Genomic DNA, 23,976 nt, shown 5'->3' on the forward strand with positions numbered 1-23,976 from the left:
ATAACAAAAACTGGTTAGGAAACTTTAGAAACGGCGTCCGCCGCCAAAACCGCCGGGACGACCACCAGGTCCGCCGGGGCCTCCATGACCACCGAATCCACCTCTACCCTGCATCTTTTCACGGGCAGCCTTGCTACCGAAGATATTCAGACGATAGATGAAGTGTACCATGCAATAACTGTTGATACCGTTATATTCGGAAACCGAACGGCCATCTGCTGTCAATGAACGGCTGATGTTACTTTGCTGTTTCAAAATGTCATAGAGTTCAAGGCTGACAGTAGCCGCACCTTTCAGGAAGGTTTGCGAAAGCTGTGCATTCCAGATCAATTCATTACGGTTCATACTTGCATCCGTATAACCACGACGGCTCTGATTAGCAATATTGGTAGTGAAAGTCATGTTCCAAGGAGCCATCAACTGAGTATTGGCACCATAAGAGAATGTGTAAGGTTCCTGATTATTCTCCGGACGCAGTTTGCTACGCTCAGCAGTATAAGAAATAGAACCATTCAAGCCGAATTCAAACCAATCGTTACGGTAAGCACCATTCAAACGCTCACTCAACGTCAACCCTGTTGTCTTATTCTTATCATCCACTTTGGTATCCTGATTATATAAGAACGCCACATTATTCTGGTAATTGACATTGGTGAATGAGTTGATAGTGTACTTCTTATTCTTCAATGCCGTATTGAAACCAAACATACCGAAAGCACTCCAGTTACCATTGATATTCTTCGGTGTAGTAGTACGCGCACCGGTCTGATCATCGTATTCGGTACTGTTACTGATGCTGTTCTGCGTAGCCGAGAAGCTGGCATGAGTCATGATACCCCGTTGGAGTTCTGCATTATACGTATTGTAGAACAAACGCATAGAGTGCGTGAACGAAGGTTTCAAGCCCGGATTACCAACACGGATATTCAGCGGATTAGAGTTGTCCACAATCGGCAACAAGTTCTCCATGCTGGGCTGACCAGTACGTCCGCGATAGTTGAAGCGCAACTGGCTCACTTTCGAGAAACGGTAACGAAAATCTATATTCGGAGCAAAGTTGAATACCGAACGCGTCGTATCAATCATATAGTCGCCTTTCTTATAAGACAGTTTGGAGTTCTGCGGTTGGAAAGAAACACCGGTACTCAACTGGTACTTCTCACGGATGAAACGCAAGGATACAGAAGCATCGTGGTTGTAGTATCTGTACTCGGCATACTTACCTAAACTATCTACCGCATGATTCTGATACCCCACTGGCAACGGGTCGCCAATTCCCCACTCCGGATTGATCTTGTATAAGTCGAAAGTCGTCTTGTCACTCTCACTGTACTTATACTGGAACTGATAACTGAATTGCAGGAAAGTGGCCCGCGCAATCGGTTCGCTATACGTGATCTGTGCACTATAACTATAGTCATTCGTCGGCGTAGTGATATACTGGTTACGGATCAACGTAGAGTCCGGGTTCGTAGGAATCTGGTAATAACGTGTCATCGACTCCGTATACTGGTTATTGTCATTATCTCCATAACCGAAGCGTCCGCGGAATGTAACATTACGTCCCTTATCATTCAGTTTGCGGTTGATCTGCAAAGTAGCATCCGTTGAAACGGTCTTGCTATCGGAAAGCGACCCCGTGTTTGTAGCATTCACACGAATATCCTTCAACGGGTCCTCATTATTTATCACATCAAAATCAAGATAGTCATTCGGGTTAGTAACCAGATTGTAAGGATCTGCATTGAAGGTCCCCGACAAGGAACTGGAAGAATTATCCGTCTTTCCATAAGAGAAGTTCGGACGGAAGATGATATTCGTCATTGAATCCGGCTTCCACTCCAAACGGAAATCAGCATTAAATGTCGAATTCTTGTTCCTGTTGAGAGAGTTTGAATTGGAATATGAATTGCCATTCTGTAAGAAACGCTCGGATGAATTGACATTGGCAATGTCAGCATCATTGTAGTTGTAACGGGCACTACCGCCTAACTCCAATTTGGCAGTTTCGGTAGCAAAGTTAAGTCCCAGTTCCTTAGGAGCATTCAAACCATTGTTACGACGCCAACGCGGCCCACCGCCACCACCGGAAAAGCCCTGATTATTCACATTGTTGGCAGAGGCAATAAAAGAAACTTGTGTCTTATCTACAAAACGGTTCAACATCAAACGTCCCGCATAGCGATCTTCAGTACCTACGGCAGCATCGGCATTACCGAACCAACCCTGATTCATACCTTTCTTTACAGTCAGGTCGAGCACGGTTTCTTCTTCACCGTCATCAATACCTGTGATACGTGCCAGGTCCGATTTCTTATCATAAGTCTTCAACCGGTCAATCATGTCCACAGGCAAGTTCTTCAAACCCGTCTTCACGTCTCCGCCGAAGAATTCCTTTCCGTCTACCATAATCTTCTTCAAATCCTTACCGTTGATTTTCACGTTACCATCGTCATCAATCTCGGCACCGGGAAGTTTCTTCACCAATTCTTCCAGCATAGCACCTTCGGGTGTACGATAAGCTGATGAATTATACATTAATGTATCTTCGCTGACAGTGACTTGTGGAGCTTCTGCAGTAACCACTGCTTCTGCCAGCATCACGGCATCTGTCTTCAGAGCCAGCGTACCTACATTTTTATTGGGAGTTTGAGCCGACAGTTGCAAAGGAAGCATTGTCGGTTGGAAGCCGATATAGGAAACTTTCAAGACATACTTCCCAGCCTTTACTTTGGGCAGGGTAAAATATCCCTGTGCTGTAGTGGCGATACCCGCCGCAAATGCACTGTCCGGTAACGAAAGTAACTGTACTGTGGCTTGTACTGCGGGTTCTTTCGTGTCATCCTCGATGACACGCCCCGCTACGGTAATGTTCTTAGTCTGTGAGAAAGCGGAAAGTGCGGTTGTCAGCAATAACACTGTTCCGATGATTACTTTTTTCATGCGCCTGTTTTTTATGAAACAAAATGTCTGTTTTTATACTGTTTCATTTGACAAGCTTTCAATGGAAAAGTTTAATGAGGATTAAATAAAATATTCTAATTATCGACGATCCCGCTTAAATAGCCTATCAACCGTCGCTTTTTTTATACCAAATTCCAAGCAAAGAACATTCAGTATGAGGAAGATCAAAAAGGAAGAAGTATCCACACTCACGATGTCACCCTTCCATACCCGGTAGAGCATACCGCCAAAGATGAATAGCACCGTCAGGAATATAGCATTACGGGTAGCCTGATTGCGTATTTGTTCCGTTTCTTTGCTTTCATTCTTTGTAAAAGCGAACAGAATCATCAGCGCACCGATCATCATCAACAACTTGGAGCATTCCTTATAAAACAGAAGGTTACCATCCGTCATTTTCCCTATCATCAACATCAGAAAGGGGAGAAACAATGCCAATGCTATCACAAAATATCCTAACAGGCGGCAATATACCGGTAATAATGCTTTCATTTTTTATAAATTATAAGTTATGAAGTCTAAAATATCTATCCGAGTGATGTAAGTTTTATGATTTGCAAAGATACTTCTTTCGCAGAGAAATCCTATCTTTAAAGAAGATAAGCTGCATCTCAGCATAACTTTTTCATGCCGGTATGGAAGTTCTGCACTCGATTTGCATTATCTTTGCAGAGCAAAAAAAGACAAATACATCATGAGTAAACAAGAAGTAATCCTCTGCGAAGAACTGGAAAGCAGCTTAACAACTGCCATTGGGAACTGCCCCCATGACAAGCTCTTTATCCTGACTGACGAGCATACGCACCGCCTTTGCTTGCCACAACTCAGCAACATTCCGGCATTGAAAGAAGCAACGGAAATCATTATCGGTGCCGAAGATGTACACAAGAACCTCGAAACCCTGGCTTCCGTCTGGCAAGCCCTGAGTGAAAAGGGAGCTACGCGCCATTCATTGCTTATCAATCTGGGAGGTGGCATGGTGACCGACTTGGGTGGCTTCGCCGCCTCTACATTTAAGCGGGGCATTGCTTATATCAATATCCCTACTACCCTGCTGGCTATGGTAGATGCTTCCGTAGGAGGCAAGACAGGCATCAACTTCAACGGACTGAAGAATGAAATCGGCGTCTTCGCCCCTGCTGCCAGCGTACTCCTTGAAACAGAATTCCTGCGCAGCCTCGACGCCCATAACTTCTTCTCCGGCTATGCCGAAATGTTGAAGCACGGACTGATCAGTACTCCGGAACACCTGGCAGAATTATTGGCTTTTGATACGGACAAGATAGATTACGCAGCCCTGAAGTCAATGGTAGGTCGCTCCGTACAAGTAAAAGAAGACATCGTGGAGCAAGATCCGCTGGAACATGGCATCCGCAAAGCCCTGAACCTGGGACATACCGTAGGACATGCTTTCGAAAGCCTTGCCCTTGCCGAAGGACACCCTGTACTGCATGGCTATGCCGTTGCCTGGGGAATTGTTTGCGAACTATACCTTTCTTATATAAAAGTAGGTTTTCCGAAAGACAAAATGCGCCAGACCATTCAGTTTGTGAAAGAGAACTACGGTGGTTTTGCCTTTAACTGTAAGCAGTACGACCAGCTTTATGAACTGATGAAGCACGATAAGAAGAATACCGCCGGTGTCATAAACTTTACGTTATTGAAAGAGGTCGGAGACATTTGTCTGAACCAAACGGCTGATAAAGATACGATATTCGAAATGTTCGATTTCTATAGAGAGTGCATGGGGATATAACGCCTTCTACCATATCCCCTCCTCTTGCGGGAATACATTTTGCAGTTCCAACATTAAGATGCCGGCTTTTGCCAGTTAATTGGCAACGCTGTGCCAGCACGGTGGCAAGACTCAGGCTACATACGAAACTTGAATTATATAGTACCCTCCCACACAATACTCTCCTACAAGCCAACCGGGAAATAGGCCGGCATTTGCAATTCATTACACAACTGGCAAGCAACGTAGGTTTTCTGAAACAGCTGGAAGGCATCTTATGTTACCATCTTCAAAACGTAGAAGGATTATTGAAGAAGTTGAAAGAAGAATCGATAACTGCTCTGTAGAATGATAATAGGACGAGGAGTAAAATTGGAATTTTACTCCTCGTCCTATTATCTGCATATAATCTATAATTAAAATTTTCGAAAAAGCCTGTTTACTACAAAGCGATTGCACTACCAATGCTAAAACACAGCAGCAATTTTCTTTATATTATTCAATTTCTCAAGGAGAGAACTATTCCTACGCGCCACTTGCATATTATAATCAGTTTGCATTCTTACAAGTAAATCAGCATTGATACCTAGAGCAGCCTCCAAAAGCAAGGCAAATTCTGTAGTAATCGGGCGTTTTGCATTAAGCACCTCATTCAAGGCTGAATAAGACAAACTAAACTTTTTTGCAAAGTCTTTTTGTTTTATGTCTCTGCATTCTAATTCTTCCTTTACCAATTCACCTGGATGATAAGGTCGGAATGATTGTAAATTGTTAGCTGTTATACTCATAGTTTCTACTTATAATGTATGCATCCGCTTTTTGATAATACAAAAGTAATAAAGAGATTCGCAATCTCAGCGAGTTATTTCTCTTTAAAAACAATATTATAGAAGCAGAAAATTACAAGTTACGAGCAAATGACAGGTTACAGCACTACTTATACTAATTCTAAAATAGAGCAAACTTTATACCATAACAAATTAAGAATAAGAAAGATGTATTATTCAGTCAGATTATAGTGACATAAAAATAAATAGAAATGTTTGCTATTTAAAAATAAAGCACTACTTTTGCATCCGCAATTCGGGATGTAGCTCAGCCCGGTAGAGTACGCGTCTGGGGGAATCAACCGACTTATTTTCAATAATTTAGACTTAAAAGCAGATATACAGAGAGTTAAGTAATTTCGTTTATTCATTTCTCTCCACATGTCTACAACTTTCCTAAAACATTCGTTACAATTTAATACAAACAAGTACAAACTCACATCTAAAGGTCTCATAGTTTTATTAGTTTTAATGCACTATAAAGATCAGACATACTTCTGCTTTAAACAACAAAAAACTCCTAAGACACATCCATATAATATCTATATCATGTAAGCATTCCCTATCACTTATCCCCATCTTTCACCAATACACGATTTTATTCCTTCTCTCATAAAGAGAATCACAAAAACAAAAATTCCATTCAACAGACTACTCATTAAATGGCACCCTAGACATACATAGAAAAGTGCAACTACTCTCTTATTTTAGTTCCATCATATAAAGATTCGTCATATAAAGACAGATCAGGCTTAGAAAAATAGGGATTAGAGGGTCTTTCTCTAAATGCTTTTCTTCCTTCAGGTCCTATTGCTGCTATATCTTCCATTGTAGTTTTGCGACCTGTATAATAATCTTCTATTTCAAACCAGTCATCAGCAGCCATATAACCACAAGCATGTTTTTCTCTTTTTCCATAGTCATCTTATTTTTAGTCAAGCTCTGAATGCATTATTTACTTTTTTACAAAATTCAGCTTTTCCTCATTTTCTCTATATTGTCAACTAAATCATCACACATAATCTTTGTTCCCTGCTTCTTTTCCTCTTCTGTAGGATAGTGAACGATACTTACTATACCTGGATCACTCCATCGGGGATGAACAAAGAGCCCTCTATATTTATTTCTAAATTCTTCAACAATTTTCAGCAATTCCACATCCAGTATTCTACATACTTCTTCAACAATATCATAAGGCATTTGATATATATAAAAAGCCTCTGCAATTCCACCTGCAATACAAGCTAATGTATCACTATCGCCACCTAACGAAACAGCCAGTCTTATAGCATCCTCATAACTATCGCTCTCTAAAAAAGCAATAATTGCTTCAGGTACTGTTCCTTGACAGCTTTCATCAAACTTATAGTAAGGACGAATATCATCGCAACTACGATTCAGATCATATCCAAAGAGTGCTTCTATAAACTCCTTTATAAATTCTTTAGTTTTTCCGTTTCTAGCTAAAAAAATGGCCGTTGCCGTAGCTTGTGCTCCTTTTATACCTTCTGGATGATCATGAGTAACAATAGCTGTGTTTCTTGCAACTTTCAAAGTTTCTTCTAAAGAGTCAAAGCACCAACCTACCGGACTAACACGCATAGCAGCCCCATTTCCCCAACTATTATAAGCCTTCGGTTCGATCTCAGACAACCATCTTCCAAAACGACCTCCATATCCTCCCATAGGAGAAGGATATTTTCTCCCATAATACTGCATTATTTTCACCAAATTGCCACCATGAAGCAACCAGTCGGCAACAGCAATAGTCATTATAGAGTCATCCGTATAAGTTGACCCTTTACCAAACAAAGGAAATTTCTTTGTTTTTATATTATCAAACTCATATATAGAGCCAATAATATCTCCTGCAATAGCACCTATCATATATGTTCTAATATAGTTAATACTATACTTAATAATTCAATTTCAAAAAGTAAGGTTTCATCGGAAGATTCTCTATCCAAAAATCCACTCGATATTTCACTCCAATATAAGCTTTCCAGCCAATATAAGGATGAAGCTGTACCATTTCTCCAGGTTGAAATTTGTTAAATCTAAGATAAGAATAGTCTGCCTTCACAATTTCATCAGTCTTCAAATCAACTACTTTATAAGTTAATTTCAAAGTTAATTCTCGAGCATCACCAATTGTATGATTAGCTACATTTTTTAATTTAAAAATCCAATCATCATGATATTTATCATAAGTTATTTTCAAAACTTGTAAACCATGTTCAGAGTACAATCTATCTTTAACACTATCATTAGCAATTAAAATAGTATCATTATAATCTAAAACGTTAGACTGTCTATTGACATCCCCGGGCAATTTTACAGAAAAAAGGTCCAAGATGATCGCTACCACCATTATCAACAATATTATTCCTCCCCAAAGAGGTGCTTTTATTCCTTTTTTACTGATATTTTCCATATTAGCTTTAATTTATAATTAAAAGATCTATCTTATGTCAAGGATTTAGCTTTTTGTCGTTTTCTCTCGGCAATTCTCTCATCAGCCTCACGCTGAATACGTTCGTATTCCAACTCTTCAAGTGTTTTTTCATTTTTCTTCATCAATTTTTCTTCATCGCTAGGCCATGCAGGTTTTTCTATTTCTTCTTTTTTAATAGGACCAAGACAATGTACCATAATGGCACCAAGTATAGGTGAGAAGAATAGTGAAAACAAAAACCAGACATCCCCATCACGATTTAACCTTCGCGCAGTCTTACATACACATGAACTTAGAGATATCCATGTGATCAACATCACAAGAAAATACAAGTATAAAAGTGTCTCCATATATCAACACCTAATTAAAGCTTTACACAAATATTCACGCTCATTCTACAGTTGCCTCACTAAGTGTAAATTTCGTACTTATATTCGGAAGCTCCAACTGTTCCCAAGCATTTTTATACTGTTCAATATCCTTCTTAAATATATTTATACGACCACCATTAAACTTTCGACTATACTCCACCACCTTATTACTAGGAACAATATAAAAATCAGGCAAGACAAGAGTATCTTCAAATTTGTTATTATATATCACAAACACAACATAATGATCACTCTTAGCCTTCACATTGCCAACTGGAATAGAATCAGAAGCACGAACAGACTTTACATCAATTGAAACATCTGGCTCACCATCCTTTATAATCCAAATATCTACACTCTTCTTATTACCCATTGTCATATAAGCATCTGCACCTAAACGATACAGCATAGACAACACCAAATATTCACTCGCAATCCCCGTGTTATAACCACTCTTTTTAGTCTCCATAATCCTAATATTTGTTCTTATTAATTCCCAACAGACCACATAAATACGCTGTGTATAGCATATTTAACTTTATATAGACACAAATATATTTAATTAAAATAGACTATCCAAATTGTCATTATATAATTTTTTATAAAAGAGGAAAAGAGGCACTCTTTTAGCAGAAAGAACAAATACTATTTCAATAGAGCCAACTCAAAGAATCAAAACCAACAATAATATAACTTTCAAAATCATCGTTTTAACACGCTATATTCCATTTTCAACTACCAAGCTGAGGAATTCTCCATCTAACAAAACAATCCTTCAAAAAACGAATATTTAATAAGTAGACTTCTAAAGGTTCTTAACCATCAATCCACATATTCATTACTTCCAAATGCTAAGGAACAACACTATATATTCTTTTCATGTTTATATACGTATTCTTGATTTCAGTCGTGAATTCATTTATCAACGAAACTTGTGTTCTATCAAAACAAAGATCTGCTATCCTCCGCAATTCCTTTATTATAGCAAACTTCTCAGCACTATTAATATTGCCTTTGGCAAAAGCTTCTTCTACCAAGTCGAACATATTCATTGCAGACATACATTGAGCAACACAGGACTCTTTAAGATGCCTTACACCGTCAAACCTCAATGAACTTTCATCAAATTGCTTATCTATATTCATGTAACACATATACCACTTATTCAGCAATAGTAAACAGAACTTAGAATCAAACAGGATTTCTCCTCTCACCTCTCCGAATATCTTTGTCACTTTCTTTATACGAAATTCATACCTCAATACATTTTGTCCTTCAAAATTCTTTACTCCCTGAATAGACTCTGCATCCTCTTCAGTCTTCAAAGCTGTGACTTTATTATAAAACAATAGCTGCGAATCATATTTATCAAAATAAAGGCTACTTTTCTCTATATTAGAACGATAGTAGGACTCTAGAAACAGCAACCGCTTCATATAAAGCCACGGTTCATTCTTCACACAAAAATTAAATGCAACATCAATTCTAGTCACTTTAGCTTTCTCAATAGACACATTCAAAGCCCTACTTAGACTTTTTATTGTTGCTCCAATTTCCCATAGAGCCAGAGTTCTCGCATAATTATTACCCAAAAACCATTTAGTCAAACTACCTTCTACTATCAAAGTTGTTCCTCTCACCTCCACTCTCATATTCTTTAGATATCCTACCACTCTATTAACAGAGCATTTCTCTATATTTATCCTACAAACAACTTCTTCCATGAAGCAAATTTCATTATCTAAATCATTTTCCAATAATACAAATTTCACTGTATCATACATACTCTATCTCCTATACTCCTTATTATATTCTTATTTTAATAATATTATCTTACTTATTATTATAAGCCATCCTGTTTTTCTAGAAACTCATCAACAGTTTCTATACGATATTTTAAAACCCATTTTTCAATTTCAGAACGTCTAAACCTTAAAACAGACCTTTTGCCCATAGTTGATTTATAAAAAGGCATTTCCTTATTCGAAGTTTTCTTATAAATAGTATACTTCGACAGTCCTGTTATTTCACACACTTCATCAATTCCAATAATTTCAGAATCAGAACTTTTCCTTTCACTAAAACATGAATTCAAGGCTTCACTAATTAGCTCCTTCAATTCAGTAACGGTTAAGCTATTTACTTTTTGTTCCTTTGCCATCTTTTTTTTAATTATGCTGCAAAATAAAGGAGTAGAAGGAATATCTCCAAATTACAAATGCGACATAAACAGCAAAAAAAATCGACATATACATACTGAATATCAGACATATATATCGACTTAAAAGAATCGCAAAACGATGTTTAGGTGTTCATCGCAAGAACTTCCACTAATTCATTCCTACCATCATCATATGAAGTCGCTCGATTATGAGAAGCCAATTTCAGGTCTTTACCTTCACAATCACAAAAGTACTGATTCACTAAAGTAGCTGAGAAGCCACTTGTTAAGACTTCAATAACCACACGTAAATAAGCCTTAGCACCATTTCTATTTGTATTAATCCTAATTTTCTCTGTAACATCCAATCCACAAGCCCTGAATATCTTCTGAAAATCTCGGCTCCCATTCTCTGATGGACAAATCCACTCTTTATTACATAAATAAGTATAAACAGCATCCAATTGCTTATCCGAATAAGTACTATACATCTTTTTGTTTTGTATTCGTTGCTGACTAGCTTTTAGTAATTGTAAATAAGTAAGTAGATTAGCATTCTCCAACTGTAAATAATCATTCAACAAATGCCCAGTATAATTCCAATCTTGTTGAATTCTAATTTCCATTGAAGAGCCCTTTTCAAAACCTATTTTTTCAATCATCCTACGAACGTCATCCAAAGTAACGCCTAATTTACATAAGGTATAATATCCTTGCTTCCATGCTTCTATTTCATCCTCCTCTGTTATTACTCCATAGCGTTCGTAACGATTATTTATTAATTCTTCTACATACTGAATCTCTCTATCCAATAAATTTCTACAATATGATATATGATCTGCAATATAACGTTCCATCTCTGCAATATCAATGCAACTTTTAGTTGTTGCCAATTTTGCCAAATAATTCTCAAACATCTTCTTTTTCATATACTAACTGCATTTTTATATAATGAACTTATAGTCATTCTCTCAACCTCTGTATCACCGAAACTATCTAAATAAGTATTAGTTGTTGCTAACTCTTTATGCCCCATCACTTGACTTATCATTTCGCGAGAAACTCCATTTGACTGTAACGTCATTGCCATAGAATGTCTACTAACATAGCTAGTCAATTTTTCTGTAAAGCCCAACTCCTCACCAATTTTTTTTAATCGTTCATTATAGCGAGCCAATCTTCGCCTCAAGTGATCATATAATTTTTCACCATCATAATCTTTAGAGACTAAAGGAAGAAGATAATTTCCTATAAGAACAGTGTTCTCCCTAAACCACAAAAGCATTCTTTTCAGTTTGTCAGTCACAGGAATTCTAATAAATCTAGTGTTCTTACTATGCTCAGTTTTATGACGCTTATACACTATATATTCTTTTCCACCTTCCATCATAAGATTCTCTTTCTTCAAGTTAGCCATATCAATAAAACTCATTCCATAACAAAAATATGAGAACAAGAACAAGCGCCTTGCAACTTCTCTAGGCTTATTCTCAAACTTCGTATTCATCACTCTTAACAAATATTCCTGTGGCAAATATCGTTTACGAGTTTCTTCTTCCAAAGCAGAAATACAAAAGCCACCTTTCCCAAAAGGATAAAAAGTAGAAGAACACTCTTTTGCCACAATGGCACGGTTCAAAATTGCTCTTAAGGTCTTCATATCATGCTTACGAGTATTGCCAGACCATCCTCTCTTCTCCATAAATTGATTATAGGCAGTTACATATTTGATATCTATCTCTTGCATATAGCGCGCAGACAGTTTTTTATCAAATAATTTCATGTTGCAGATAACCTTTTCCCACACTTTAGCATTTCCAATATGCCCAGTATCTTTCATATCCTTGATACATAATAAAGCAAATTCTAGGAATTTCCCCTGCTTACTCTTATACAGAAAGGCATCTTCAAATTGATTCAATGTCCAATCTACTTTATCATACTCAAAATCCCGCTCAACCTTCTGAGCACGTGCTAATAGTTGGATAATCCTCGCATTATACTCTTTGTAGTTAGGACAAACGCGTTTATCACATTTAAAACGTTCATTTACATCATCCCATTCTTCCTTTTTAGCATAGAGCTGTAGTGATATGTACTTCGCCTTCATATTCTTTATGATTCTTAATGAAACCGAATAAGTGCCATCTTTTCTCTTATTAGCAGAATGTAGCAAAACTTTAAATGTTGCCATAAGCATTTTATTTTTTAATTAATAATTATTTTATGTGTCACAAAAGTAGATAAGCAGAATTTGAATAAGCCCAAAGAGAGTCATAAAAAAACGAACTATTTAACGTCTGTTTAGAAGAAATATATACCACTTTCGAAGCACATCTTCCCTAAAACATTTCTAAAACATTTCTAAAACATTAAAAACTACTCAATACAAATAAAGGATAATGCAATCACTACACAAATAGAAGATATACCACTGGCTATCTGCATATTAACGCAAACAAGAGAATTAAAATCACTTTTTATACAAAAAAACAAGCTAAAAAATTTGCACTTTCCCTGTAAATACGTACTTTTGCACCCGCAATTAAAACAATTCGGGATGTAGCTCAGCCCGGTAGAGTACGCGTCTGGGGGGCGTGTGGTCGCAAGTTCGAATCTTGTCATCCCGACTACCGATAAAGCATTGATAATCGTAAGATTATCGATGCTTTTTGCTTTTTTACGAGTTTCCACCTAATGGTGGTTGACGCAAAAAGTTCTCGTACACATTCACTTTTAGACACACAAAAAGAGGTCTCCACGATGGAAGACCTCTGAAAAAACTCCAAAAAGTGGTGTCAAACAACAAATCAGAGTGTTACCGATAATAATTCTTTCGCAAATGAATGAAGTCCGCTGCAAATGCGTTCCGCCTGCGCTCTACGAGGTATAGAACGACGATTCAAGTAATTGGAAAGCTGCTTTTGATTGATACCTGTAATCTTCTCCATACCAGCTAAAGAAAGGAACTTTGAATAATATTCCAAGAAACTCGCTACGTCCAACTTAAATTCAATTTCGTACTCGCTTTTGATTTGTTCCGGCCATTGTTCTACAGGTAAATTCTTCTTAATCAATCTAATTGCCTCATGAATATCATCCTTTACAGCCTGTATGCTGTCACCCGCGCCATAGATACCGTCACAATTATCCGAATATCCGTCGTAAAAATCCTTGCTTTTCTCAATCACTACAATAATTTTTTCCATAATCCTACCCTTTCTTTTTTAGAAAGTACGGGAATCAAAGCCCATACTTCTTGATTAATTTATTAACCAACCCCTTACCCATTTCTTTAGCCCCATGATAAGGAACAGGCTCCGTTAATTCACCTTTTTCATTCTTATAAAAGTAATGGCTTCCTTCCGCATGGTCGAACTTCCATCCCTTCTTAATGAACATCCGGTGTAATTCTGTACTTTTCATTATCTTATGATTTGTTGCTTGACTTCACAAAGATAGCAAAACTACCACTATCCACAAGCGAACAATAGCAATATTACCATTATTTAACCCCTCCGGTAGAGTTTCCAGATGCTCAAGCATTTGCTCTTTCATAGCATAAATGGTTGGTATATCGTGAGGATTCAAAGGATAAAGACCGACTAGCCATACCTGCAAATATACCAGCAGTAAAAATAAATCAAATTATCAGACTATCCTTTTTCGTTTTTACGGACTAATACCTATATTTGCATAAAAACACATTTAATATACTTATGAAGAAACTTATTGCTTACATTGCCCTTAGTTTTGCGGCAATAACCAGCTATGCAACCACTCCCCTCTGGATGCGTGACGTACAGATCTCACCCGACGGGACAGAAATCGCATTTTGTTATAAGGGAGACATCTACAAAGTGCCTGCCAAGGGCGGAACAGCTACACAACTCACTACGCAAGACTCTTACGAATGTACTCCGATATGGTCACCGGATGGCAAACAAATAGCCTTTGCCAGTGATAGAAACGGAAATTTCGATATCTTCATCATGTCGGCAAATGGCGGAACAGCCCAGCGACTGACTACTCATTCAGCTACTGAACTACCCTCCGCTTTTACCCCGGACGGCAAATATATTTTATTCTCAGCATCTATTCAGGACCCGGCAAGCAGTGCCCTCTTTCCTTCAGCCGCCATGACTGAACTCTACAAAGTTCCTTCAGTCGGCGGACGCACTGAACAAGTACTGGGCACTCCTGCCGAAGCGGTATGTTTTGATAAGTCCGGCAACCGTTTTTTCTATCAGGACCGCAAGGGAGGTGAAAACGAATGGAGAAAGCATCATACTTCTTCCATCACCCGCGATGTATGGATGTATGATGCCAAAACAGGTTCACACACTAACCTTACCCAGCATGCAGGCGAAGACCGCAATCCGATAGTATCACCGGGCGGACAAACCGTCTACTTCCTGAGCGAACGTAATGGCGGCTCATTCAACGTATATTCTTTCCCGGTTTCGCAACCCCAATCGATAAAAACAATTACCAGCTTTAAAACCCATCCCGTGCGTTTCCTCTCAATGAGTAACAACGGCACCTTGTGCTATGGATACGATGGTGAGATTTATACTCAGCAGGAAGGCTCGAATCCCCGGAAGATAAATGTAGAAATCATTCGTGACGACCAGCCACAAATAGCTTATCTGAAATATCCGGATAGAGCAACCTCCGCTACAGTTTCACCAGACGGCAAGCAAATTGCTTTCACTGTGCGCGGTGAAGTATTCGTAACATCGACAGACTATAACACCACCAAACAGATTACACATACAGCAGCAGAGGAAGATGGTCTCTCGTTTGCCCCGGACAACCGGACGCTGGCCTATGCCAGTGAACGTAGTGGTAACTGGCAAATTTATCTGGCTAAAATAGTTCGGGAAGAAGATCCGAATTTTCCGAATGCAACTTTAATAAAGGAAGAGGTATTATTGCCTTCTACCACCGTAGAACGTTCGCACCCGCAATTCTCACCCGATGGTAAGGAACTGGCCTTCATTGAAGACCGCAACCGCCTGATGGTACTCAACCTGGAAACCAAGAAAGTACGCCGGATCACCGACGGTTCTACCTGGTACAGCACAGGCGGAGGGTTCGACTATGCATGGTCTCCGGACAGCAAGTGGTTCACACTGGAATTTATCGGAAACAAGCACGATCCATATTCGGATATAGGTCTGGTCAGTGCACAAGGCAATGGCGAGATCATCAACCTAACCAATAGCGGATACAGCAGCGGTTCACCCAGTTTTGCGCTCGATGGCAATGCCATTCTTTTCACTACCGAACGCTACGGTATGCGTGCACATGCTTCATGGGGTTCGCTGGACGATGCTATGTTAGTATTCCTGAATCAGGATGCATACGATAAATTCAGCCTGAGCAAAGAAGACTACGAACTATATAAAGAAGCAAACTCCGACCGGCAAAAGGTTGCTGCAAAAGACAGTAGCAAGGTAAAGGATATCGTGGTGGAATTGAAAAACATAGAAGACCGCATCGTACGCCTGACACCAAACTCATCTAATATGGGAAGTACCCTCATCTCCAAAGACGGAAAAACCCTCTATTATCTGGCCAGTACCGAAAGCGGTCGTAACTTATGGAAGATGGATTTGAACAAGAAAGAGACCAAGTTGCTCCATAAAGTAGATGCCGGCTGGACCTCCCTGGAAATGGATAAAGAAGGGAAGACTCTCTTCATTCTGAACGGTAAGAATATGCAGAAGATGAACATGGCTTCCAATGACCTGAAGCCCATTAAATATCTTGCCCAAGTGAAACTGGATCTGGCCGCCGAACGCGAATACATGTTCGACCATGTATACAAGCAACAACAGAAACGTTTCTATAATACCAACATGCACGGGGTCAACTGGGACGCCATGACGGCTGCCTATCGCAAGTTCCTGCCACACATCGATAATAACTATGACTTCGCCGAACTATTGAGTGAATGGCTGGGCGAGTTGAATGTCTCCCATACCGGAGGCCGTTTCTATCCGGACGGACAAAGTGAACCAACAGCCAGCCTGGGACTACTTTTTGACTGGAATTACCAAGATAAAGGAATGCTCATTGCTGAAGTGATAGAAAAAGGTCCGTTCGACAAAGCCACTACAAAGGTGAAAGCCGGTGTCGTTATTGAAAAGATCGACGGTAAAGAAATCACTCCCGAAGCTGATTATTATGTGCTTCTCAATGACAAAGTAAAAAAGAAAACACTTGTTTCATTGTATGATCCCAAGACGAAAGAACGCTGGGAAGAGGTAGTAATCCCTATCAGAGACAGCGAACTCAGTACATTACTTTACGAACGTTGGGTTAAGCAACGTGCAGCAGATGTTGAGAAATGGTCGAACGGTAAACTGGGATACGTGCACATCAAATCAATGGGTGATGACAGCTTCCGTTCCATCTACTCGGACATTTTAGGAAAATACAACAACTGTGAAGGTATTGTCATCGACACCCGTTTCAACGGAGGCGGTCGTCTGCATGAAGATATAGAGATACTGTTCAGCGGCAAGAAATACTTCACACAGGTGGTTCGCGGCCGTGAAGCCTGCGATATGCCGAGCCGCCGCTGGAACAAGCCTTCCATCATGCTGACGTGCGAGGCCAACTATTCCAATGCACACGGTACACCATGGGTATACAGCCATCAGAAACTGGGCAAACTGGTAGGTATGCCTGTACCGGGCACTATGACCAGCGTATCATGGGAACGTCTGCAAGATCCGACACTGGTATTCGGCATTCCTGTGATTGGTTACCGCTTGCCCGATGGCAGTTATCTGGAAAATACGCAGTTGGAACCGGATATAAAAGTAGCCAATTCGCCCGAAACAATCGTGAAAGGCGAAGATACACAGTTGAAAGTAGCAGTAGAAGAATTATTGAAAGCACTACAATAGATAGGGATTATTAAGGAGCCAGACTATGAATTTGGCTCCTTTTTTGTACCTTTGCGGCAAAATCAACAAATAATCTAAATTCATGTTTGCTGACCTACTTAATTCCTCCTATTTCGCCCTCTTCCTCATCGTCGCATTGGGCTTCATGCTGGGAAAAATCAAAATTAAAGGATTATCTCTGGACGTTTCCGCAGTTATTTTCATTGCTCTTCTCTTTGGACACTTCGGTGTAGTCATTCCTAAAGAGTTAGGAAACTTCGGATTGGTACTTTTCATCTTTACTATCGGTATTCAGGCCGGTCCCGGTTTCTTCGACTCGTTCCGAAGTAAAGGTAAGACCCTGATCATAATCACTATGTTGATTATTTGCTCGGCTTCCCTTACTGCTGTCGGGCTCAAATACCTTTTCGACATCGATACCCCCAGTGTAGTAGGATTGATAGCCGGTGCACTGACCAGTACACCGGGACTTGCCGTAGCCATCGACAGTACAAATTCTCCATTGGCATCCATTTCCTACGGTATCGCTTATCCGTTTGGAGTTATCGGTGTGATCCTGTTTGTAAAGCTGCTTCCCCGCATTATGCGCATTGATCTGGATAAGGAAGCCCGCCGACTGGAAAAAGAACGTCGAGGACAGTTTCCCGAACTGACTACCTGTATTTATCGTGTAACAAACCCTGCCGTATTCAATCGTAGCCTGATGCAAATCAATGCACGGACCATGACAGGAGCTGTTATTTCACGCCATAAACACGATGATGTCATTTCCATCCCTACAGCTCAGACAGTGTTACACGAAGACGATTACATACAGGCAGTAGGCAGTGAAGAAGCTCTGAACCAACTTTCGGTCTTAGTTGGAGAACGCGAAGAAGGTGAATTACCTTTGGTAGACACACAGGAAATCGAATCCTTATTACTGACCAAAAAGGATATGATTAATAAACAATTGGGGGATTTGAACCTGATGAAAAACTTCGGATGTACGATAACACGTGTCCGCCGAAGCGGCATCGACCTGTCTCCGTCACCGGATTTAACTCTGAAATTCGGCGACAAACTGATGGTGGTAGGAGAAAAAGAAGGACTTAAAGGATTGGCCCGCTTACTGGGAAACAATGCTAAAAAGCTATCTGATACAGACTTCTTCCCTATTGCAATGGGTATTGTTTTAGGAGTACTGTTCGGCAAACTGAATATTACTTTCCCCGGTGGTTTATCTTTCTCTCCAGGATTGACGGGAGGTATTTTGATTGTGGCTCTGTTCTTAAGTGCAATTGGTAAGACAGGACCTATTCTATGGTCTATGTCCGGACCTGCTAACCAATTATTGCGTCAGTTGGGATTGTTGCTTTTCCTTGCCGAAGTCGGCACCTCGGCTGGTACCAATCTTGTAGCAACTTTCCAGGAAAGCGGCTGGCTGCTATTTGGAGTAGGTGCTGCTATTACGCTGGTACCTATGTTAGTAGCTGTGTTTGTTGGGGTGTTTGTCTTCAAAATCAGTATACTCGACTTATTGGGAACCATCACCGGTGGTATGACCAGTACTCCGGGACTTGCAGCGGCAGACTCTATGACTGACAGTAACATTCCGAGTGTAGCTTACGCTACGGTTTATCCTATTGCAATGGTATTCCTTATACTGTTTATCCAGATTATTGCAACTATGGTTTAAGCCAAACAAATATATACTTGATTAAATGATTTCATTTCAGTATAAAAATAACTAATTGGTTATCAGTGATGTTATAATAGTCTAATCTCAGTATAGGACTGAGGTACCCTAAGTATGATATTGAGATACCCTAAGTATACGACTGAAGTACCCTCAATATACGACTATGCCTCGAATATTAATTAATCGTAAGGAATTAGTATTATATCAAGCATTTATATACTAAAACTATAATTCGAGTTGGATGCACAAAAAATAGGTTTCTGCCATTCACTAAGTCAGGACAATATCCAGATCTCGATAGTCATTGACCTCATCTGTATAGGTATAATAGTACAAACTGTTATTGAGATGAGCACCACCATTACCCACATAAGTAATCCAGACTTCAGTCTCCTCGCTTCCAACGATCAAATCAGAACACTCAGTATGGCAATCACTTGGCGTATTCCTAATCCCTTCCGGACGAAAATTATAGACAGCCGTAATCAACGCATCATTCAGTTCGCTCTCGGCTCTCGTAACACCTTTATTTACAACAACATCCCCCCTTCGAATAGGTAGAATAAAACCAAATAAATAAAATCATTATAAAACACCTCACATAACACAAAGCTCACACAAACTAAAAAATATATCAACATTAACTATCTATTGCTTTTATGATAAATAAAGCAAAACCACCCACTACTTTTAGTGGGTACTTGCTATTTTCAACAAAATTCCCCTTAAATTTGCATACGATATAAATACCAACTAAATATGAAAACATTGAAAGTCCAAACCATTATAAGCCTGACAACTTGCTTTTTCCTGATTCTGGCAGTAACAATTTGTAAGGGAAACAAGTTCGGGAGCATTCTCTCCGATGAGGAAAATGCAACAGAAAACTCTACAGGAACTTCCGATATATTACGGCATACGGATGAAGGAGTACAGATAATATCTACCCGAAAAATAACGAAAGATATCAACGGATATGGAGGAAATATCCCTCTTGAGGTCTATATGCAGGATAACCGCATTACAAAAGTTGTGGCATTGGAAAACTCTGAAACCCCCAGTTACTTTGCCAAGGTACGAAACAGTGACCTGCTGCAACAATGGAATAATCTATCACCGGAAGAAGCAATCAATAAAGAAGTAGACGGAATATCCGGAGCTACAGAATCTTCGGTAGCTATTATCCAGTCCATCCACAGGGCAATGGAATATGCAAAGGAACATTCGGCCGACAAGCCTGCAACTGCTTTCAGGTTTGACTGGATACTTTTCCTGGGTTTACTGGCAGGCATTGCACTGTGCACCCTGATCATTGTATATTTCTCCAGAAAACCTAAAGGACAAATGACACAATATGTACTGAACACTTTCAGTCTTGCCTTGGTTATAGTAGTAACTGCATTATCTATTCAACCGAGACCAAATCAACCTAATAAGATGGAGGAACCTATTATGAAACAAAATGATAAACTTTCCGTTCTTGAAGCCATACATGTAAGAACCAGTATCCGCTCTTATCAACCACAAGAAGTAGAAGATGAAAAAATAGAGCAGCTGTTAAGAGCTGCCATGGCTGCTCCCACAGCAACCAATAGACAACCTTGGGCTTTCATTGTCATCAGGGATAAAGAGATTCTAAACGAATTGAGTTCTACCCTTCCTTATACCAAAATGGCAAAGGATGCTCCACTGGCCATCGTAGTATGTGGAGATTTAAATAAAGCTATCAGTGGTGCAGGTATGGAGTACTGGGTACAAGATGCTTCGGCTGCAACAGAAAACTTACTGCTGGCTGCACAAGGTTTAGGATTAGGGGCCGTATGGTCAGGAGTTTACCCTATAGAAGAACGGGTAAAAGAAGTACAGAAAATACTCCTATTGCCTAAAGACATCATTCCCCTAAACGTAATTCCAATCGGCTATCCAGCCGAGAATCCACTTCCGAAAGATAAATGGAAACCGGAAAATATTCATTATAACCGCTGGACAGAGAGCAAATAAAAAGAAGCAATTATTCATCCATATCATCCAGATGTATTTCCAAAGCCTTCACCGAAATATAAATCTCGTATACAGAAATAGCCAGAGAAATAATCAATAACACCATTGCCAATCCAAAAATATAGATGGATACAAGATAGAGCTGTATATAAATAAAGAACATACTTACAACACACAACAACAAACTGCCTGTTCCCGTCACCTGCATGGCACGTGTCAGATACAAGCGTTTACGAAGATTTGCGATCTGTGCTGCGGTTACTGACGAATGATTTCCCCGATACTGTTCCTTCAATGTACGTACCAATTGAGCATACGACATGAACCGATTGGTATAAGCCAGCATAATCAATGAAATTGCCGAAAACAGCAGAGCGGGAGTCGTTAAATCTATTTCCATATTTCTATTATAACTTAAAATGCATAACGATATCTTTAATAAGTATTGAAACCTAAATTCTCATATAAAGCCATTCTCTAATTTTCATATACCATTTTTTTAGAGTAATGCATTACGCAAAGTTACAATAAAAATCAGAAGATTACATTGCTACTACGCAACCTTTTCGCGCAGTAGCAATTAATTTATTCATCATACCCCTACTTCTTATCATAAATTCCATTAGAGAATTTTCCATAAGCCATCACCTGGTTCGTATCAGGGAAGTGTACAATCTCTGGAAGATTATTTGTGTCGAAATCAATATAAACCAGCTTTTCCGTATCCGATCCGTTGCGAATAACATGCGCACCTTCCGGACCCGCAGGGAAAGTAATAGCATCACCGGCTTTCACCGTTACATCTCCATTGATGGTACGAACGATACCTGTACCGCTGATAATATAGAATACCTCTTCATCCGTTTCATGATAATGGTATCCATAGGCAAAACTACCCGGTTCCACTTCTACAAAGTTCACACGGCACTGGTTCACATCCGCCTGCGCAACAATCGGTTTCACTGTAAATTCATTACCGCCCTGACTAATTTTCTGACCTTCTGCGGTCCTGTAATTCTTTACTGTAAGCTCTTTCATCGTTTTTTGTTTTTAAATTGTTTATAAGATAGTTGCATTCATCAGTTTTTTCACTAACTTCGCAATGCAGTCAGTGACTTTCCGACAGTGCAAAGCTATGCACTATTTTACTTATAAACAAGAAGTTACAAACAAGTAAGATAGTTACCTAAAGGTTACTTTTGCTGAAAAGCAAGAGTTTAAAAATGAAGAAAAAGAGAAAATAATTAATTATGACCTAATCACATGAGTATGAAAACAAGAATTACCTCTAATCGTATCACAGAACTACACCCGGACGAGATATTCGTTTTCGGTAGTAATCTGGAAGGCGCACATGGTGGCGGAGCCGCTTATCTGGCATGGAAAAAATGGGGAGCCATCTGGGGACAAGGAACCGGATTGCAAGGACAGACCTATGGTATTCCGACTATGCACGGAGAACCGGAAGCCATCAAACCTTATGTAGATGAATTTATCCGCTTTGCTAAAGAACACTCACAATACACTTTCCTTGTTACAGAAATAGGATGCGGCATTGCCGGTTTTGCCCCGAAAGAAATTGCTCCTCTATTTAAAGAAGCTGCAAACGTGCCCAATATCCACCTGCCTCAACGTTTCTGGGATGTACTGAATGCAAAATAAAGTCTTGCCCGCCTTCTGCCCAAAGCCAGTAAAATACAGGAAAGGGAACAAAGAGAGCAGATGACAAATATTACCCCCGTGGAAACCAAAATGTTTCCAATACCTACTAAAGGAGAGACAATGCCACCAAACGAAAAGCAGACAGCCCCCAACAATGCTGAGGCTGTCCCGGCATTGTCGCGCTCACACTCCATAGCTAATGCAGTAGATGTAGTGAACGTCATTCCCATCATAAAGAGAACTGCCAGCAACAGGAGTTCATAAATCCAGAAACTGCAACCTAAAGCCAATGCGGCACATTCGAGCAAGGAGAAGATAAGCATACCCATACAGCCAATCAGTGTTCCGTTCGCTGGTCGGCGAAACTTTACAGAAAATGCCGCCGCTCCACCGATAGCTATGGCATTAATACTGAAACAAACGCTGAAAGCAAAAGGGGAATAACCATAGTGCTGCTGTATAATAAAGGGGGAAGATGCAATATAGGCAAACAGCACTCCCTGTGCAAAAGCCAGTTGCAACACATAGCAAACAAACTGCTTATTCTTAAGTACTACCTTGAAACTGTGAAAGGTATCCGCCCACTTCGTAGCCAGACGGTTTTCTTTAGGAAGCGACTCCCGGAAACGGATACATCCTATCAGGAGCAATACCCCCAGCACAAGTAAAATACCGAAAATGCCCTGCCAACCGATAGCTTCCGTAAAGACTCCCCCGATAATAGGAGCTACCACGGGAGCAATACCGTTAATAGCACCAATAATCGCCAACATCTTTGCCAGATCTCTACCTGAAAATTTATCCGTAGCAATGGAACGGGCTATTACGATACCTCCCGCCCCGGCAATACCTTGTATCAAACGGAAAGCAACGAATTGCTGGATGTTCTGAGCAAACAAGCAGCACACTGTTGATACGATAAACAACCACATGGCAACCTGCAACGGTATGCGCCTGCCATAACGGTCGCTCAAAGGTCCGAAGAATATCTGGCCGACAGCCAGTCCGATCATACTGGTAGTTAATCCCAACTGGACCATTGAAGAACTCGTGTTGAAGTATTCTCCCATAACCGGAAGACTTGGCAGATACATATCCGTAACAAAAGGCCCGAAGGCCGTCAGCATGCCCAATAAAATAAGAATGAACAGTTTTGAATTATCTTTTCCCATATAAACTTAATTTATATATTTCGTGGA

Annotated in this window: 23 protein-coding genes, 1 tRNA gene and 1 pseudogene; 8 read left to right on the forward strand and 17 right to left on the reverse strand. The window is 39.8% G+C overall.

Translation table 11 applies throughout. The features are described 5' to 3' along the window. Positions 1-24: 24 nt before the first annotated feature. A complete protein-coding gene (locus tag DW036_RS16075) occupies positions 25-2,943 on the reverse strand; it encodes a TonB-dependent receptor (RefSeq protein ID WP_118465298.1) in 2,919 nt (972 codons plus the stop codon). A 99-nt stretch (positions 2,944-3,042) separates the two neighbouring features. After that, positions 3,043-3,456 carry a hypothetical protein gene (locus DW036_RS16080; RefSeq protein WP_118465299.1) on the reverse strand — a complete coding sequence of 138 codons (414 nt, stop codon included), beginning with the start codon at positions 3,454-3,456 and terminating at the stop codon, positions 3,043-3,045. A 202-nt stretch (positions 3,457-3,658) separates the two neighbouring features. On the opposite strand from DW036_RS16080, the gene aroB reads away from it, so the two are divergent. Both aroB and DW036_RS16090 read left to right on the forward strand, forming a co-directional pair. After that, positions 3,659-4,720, forward strand: a complete 1,062-nt coding sequence (gene aroB / locus DW036_RS16085; RefSeq protein ID WP_118465300.1) for a 3-dehydroquinate synthase — start codon at positions 3,659-3,661, stop codon at positions 4,718-4,720. A 68-nt stretch (positions 4,721-4,788) separates the two neighbouring features. Further along, positions 4,789-5,046 carry a hypothetical protein gene (locus DW036_RS16090; protein ID WP_233560460.1) on the forward strand — a complete coding sequence of 86 codons (258 nt, stop codon included), beginning with the start codon at positions 4,789-4,791 and terminating at the stop codon, positions 5,044-5,046. Positions 5,047-5,166: 120 nt separating this feature from the next. On the opposite strand, the gene DW036_RS16095 is transcribed toward DW036_RS16090, so the two are convergent. From DW036_RS16095 to DW036_RS16145, 10 genes and pseudogenes are all read right to left on the reverse strand, one after another. Continuing rightward, positions 5,167-5,487 carry a HigA family addiction module antitoxin gene (locus DW036_RS16095; RefSeq protein WP_118465301.1) on the reverse strand — a complete coding sequence of 107 codons (321 nt, stop codon included), beginning with the start codon at positions 5,485-5,487 and terminating at the stop codon, positions 5,167-5,169. 733 nt (positions 5,488-6,220) lie between these two features. After that, positions 6,221-6,412: a hypothetical protein gene (locus DW036_RS16105; RefSeq protein ID WP_118465303.1), complete on the reverse strand. Its 192-nt coding sequence runs from the start codon at positions 6,410-6,412 to the stop codon at positions 6,221-6,223. Positions 6,413-6,645: 233 nt separating this feature from the next. Continuing rightward, positions 6,646-7,413, reverse strand: a pseudogene (locus DW036_RS16110) (ADP-ribosylglycohydrolase family protein); the annotation flags it as partial. A gap of 28 nt (positions 7,414-7,441) precedes the next feature. After that, complete coding sequence (locus DW036_RS16115) at positions 7,442-7,960, reverse strand: hypothetical protein (protein WP_118465305.1); 519 nt, start codon at positions 7,958-7,960, stop codon at positions 7,442-7,444. A 32-nt stretch (positions 7,961-7,992) separates the two neighbouring features. Then, entirely contained in the window at positions 7,993-8,331 is a 339-nt protein-coding gene (locus tag DW036_RS16120) for a hypothetical protein (protein WP_118465306.1), read from the reverse strand. A 40-nt stretch (positions 8,332-8,371) separates the two neighbouring features. Then, positions 8,372-8,821, reverse strand: coding sequence for a hypothetical protein (locus DW036_RS16125; protein WP_118465307.1), 450 nt, complete (start codon positions 8,819-8,821; stop codon positions 8,372-8,374). A gap of 382 nt (positions 8,822-9,203) precedes the next feature. Continuing rightward, positions 9,204-10,076, reverse strand: coding sequence for a phage/plasmid replication protein (locus tag DW036_RS16130; RefSeq protein WP_233560461.1), 873 nt, complete (start codon positions 10,074-10,076; stop codon positions 9,204-9,206). 119 nt (positions 10,077-10,195) lie between these two features. Continuing rightward, positions 10,196-10,513 carry an AlpA family transcriptional regulator gene (locus tag DW036_RS16135; protein ID WP_118465309.1) on the reverse strand — a complete coding sequence of 106 codons (318 nt, stop codon included), beginning with the start codon at positions 10,511-10,513 and terminating at the stop codon, positions 10,196-10,198. Positions 10,514-10,656: 143 nt separating this feature from the next. After that, complete coding sequence (locus tag DW036_RS16140) at positions 10,657-11,442, reverse strand: hypothetical protein (RefSeq protein WP_118465310.1); 786 nt, start codon at positions 11,440-11,442, stop codon at positions 10,657-10,659. Further along, positions 11,439-12,707 carry a site-specific integrase gene (locus DW036_RS16145; protein WP_118465507.1) on the reverse strand — a complete coding sequence of 423 codons (1,269 nt, stop codon included), beginning with the start codon at positions 12,705-12,707 and terminating at the stop codon, positions 11,439-11,441. The genes DW036_RS16140 and DW036_RS16145 overlap by 4 nt, the downstream gene beginning before the upstream one ends. A 362-nt stretch (positions 12,708-13,069) precedes the next feature. Here DW036_RS16145 and DW036_RS16150 point away from each other — a divergent pair. After that, positions 13,070-13,143: transfer RNA gene (locus DW036_RS16150), tRNA-Pro, on the forward strand. A 180-nt stretch (positions 13,144-13,323) separates the two neighbouring features. Here the strand turns inward: DW036_RS16150 and DW036_RS16155 are convergent. Together DW036_RS16155 and DW036_RS16160 are read right to left on the reverse strand one after the other, a co-directional pair. Beyond that, positions 13,324-13,722: a type II toxin-antitoxin system HicB family antitoxin gene (locus tag DW036_RS16155; protein ID WP_118465311.1), complete on the reverse strand. Its 399-nt coding sequence runs from the start codon at positions 13,720-13,722 to the stop codon at positions 13,324-13,326. A gap of 34 nt (positions 13,723-13,756) precedes the next feature. Next, positions 13,757-13,939, reverse strand: a complete 183-nt coding sequence (locus DW036_RS16160; protein WP_118465312.1) for a type II toxin-antitoxin system HicA family toxin — start codon at positions 13,937-13,939, stop codon at positions 13,757-13,759. Positions 13,940-14,232: 293 nt separating this feature from the next. Between DW036_RS16160 and DW036_RS16165 the strand changes: the two genes are divergently transcribed. From DW036_RS16165 to DW036_RS16175, 4 genes are all read left to right on the forward strand, one after another. Then, on the forward strand, positions 14,233-17,433 hold the full coding sequence (locus DW036_RS16165) for a S41 family peptidase (protein ID WP_118465313.1): 3,201 nt from the start codon (positions 14,233-14,235) through the stop codon (positions 17,431-17,433). 82 nt (positions 17,434-17,515) lie between these two features. Next, positions 17,516-19,111, forward strand: coding sequence for an aspartate:alanine exchanger family transporter (locus DW036_RS16170; protein ID WP_118465314.1), 1,596 nt, complete (start codon positions 17,516-17,518; stop codon positions 19,109-19,111). A 240-nt stretch (positions 19,112-19,351) separates the two neighbouring features. Continuing rightward, on the forward strand, positions 19,352-19,675 hold the full coding sequence (locus DW036_RS25415; protein WP_147401503.1) for a hypothetical protein: 324 nt from the start codon (positions 19,352-19,354) through the stop codon (positions 19,673-19,675). A 198-nt stretch (positions 19,676-19,873) separates the two neighbouring features. After that, positions 19,874-21,115, forward strand: coding sequence for a nitroreductase family protein (locus DW036_RS16175; protein ID WP_118465315.1), 1,242 nt, complete (start codon positions 19,874-19,876; stop codon positions 21,113-21,115). A 10-nt stretch (positions 21,116-21,125) separates the two neighbouring features. Here DW036_RS16175 and DW036_RS16180 read toward each other — a convergent pair whose 3' ends face one another. Both DW036_RS16180 and DW036_RS16185 read right to left on the reverse strand, forming a co-directional pair. After that, on the reverse strand, positions 21,126-21,515 hold the full coding sequence (locus DW036_RS16180; RefSeq protein WP_022392763.1) for a DUF2721 domain-containing protein: 390 nt from the start codon (positions 21,513-21,515) through the stop codon (positions 21,126-21,128). Between the two features lie 200 nt (positions 21,516-21,715). Further along, entirely contained in the window at positions 21,716-22,153 is a 438-nt protein-coding gene (locus DW036_RS16185; protein ID WP_118465316.1) for a cupin domain-containing protein, read from the reverse strand. Between the two features lie 231 nt (positions 22,154-22,384). Between DW036_RS16185 and DW036_RS16190 the strand changes: the two genes are divergently transcribed. Continuing rightward, on the forward strand, positions 22,385-22,777 hold the full coding sequence (locus DW036_RS16190; protein ID WP_118465508.1) for a hypothetical protein: 393 nt from the start codon (positions 22,385-22,387) through the stop codon (positions 22,775-22,777). Here DW036_RS16190 and DW036_RS16195 read toward each other — a convergent pair. Continuing rightward, positions 22,744-23,949 carry a multidrug effflux MFS transporter gene (locus DW036_RS16195; protein WP_118465317.1) on the reverse strand — a complete coding sequence of 402 codons (1,206 nt, stop codon included), beginning with the start codon at positions 23,947-23,949 and terminating at the stop codon, positions 22,744-22,746. The two genes, DW036_RS16190 and DW036_RS16195, sit on opposite strands and share 34 nt — an antisense overlap. Between the last annotated feature and the right edge of the window lie 27 nt (positions 23,950-23,976).

The sequence above is a fragment of the Bacteroides sp. AF39-11AC genome, assembly GCF_003474285.1.
GTDB lineage: Bacteria > Bacteroidota > Bacteroidia > Bacteroidales > Bacteroidaceae > Bacteroides.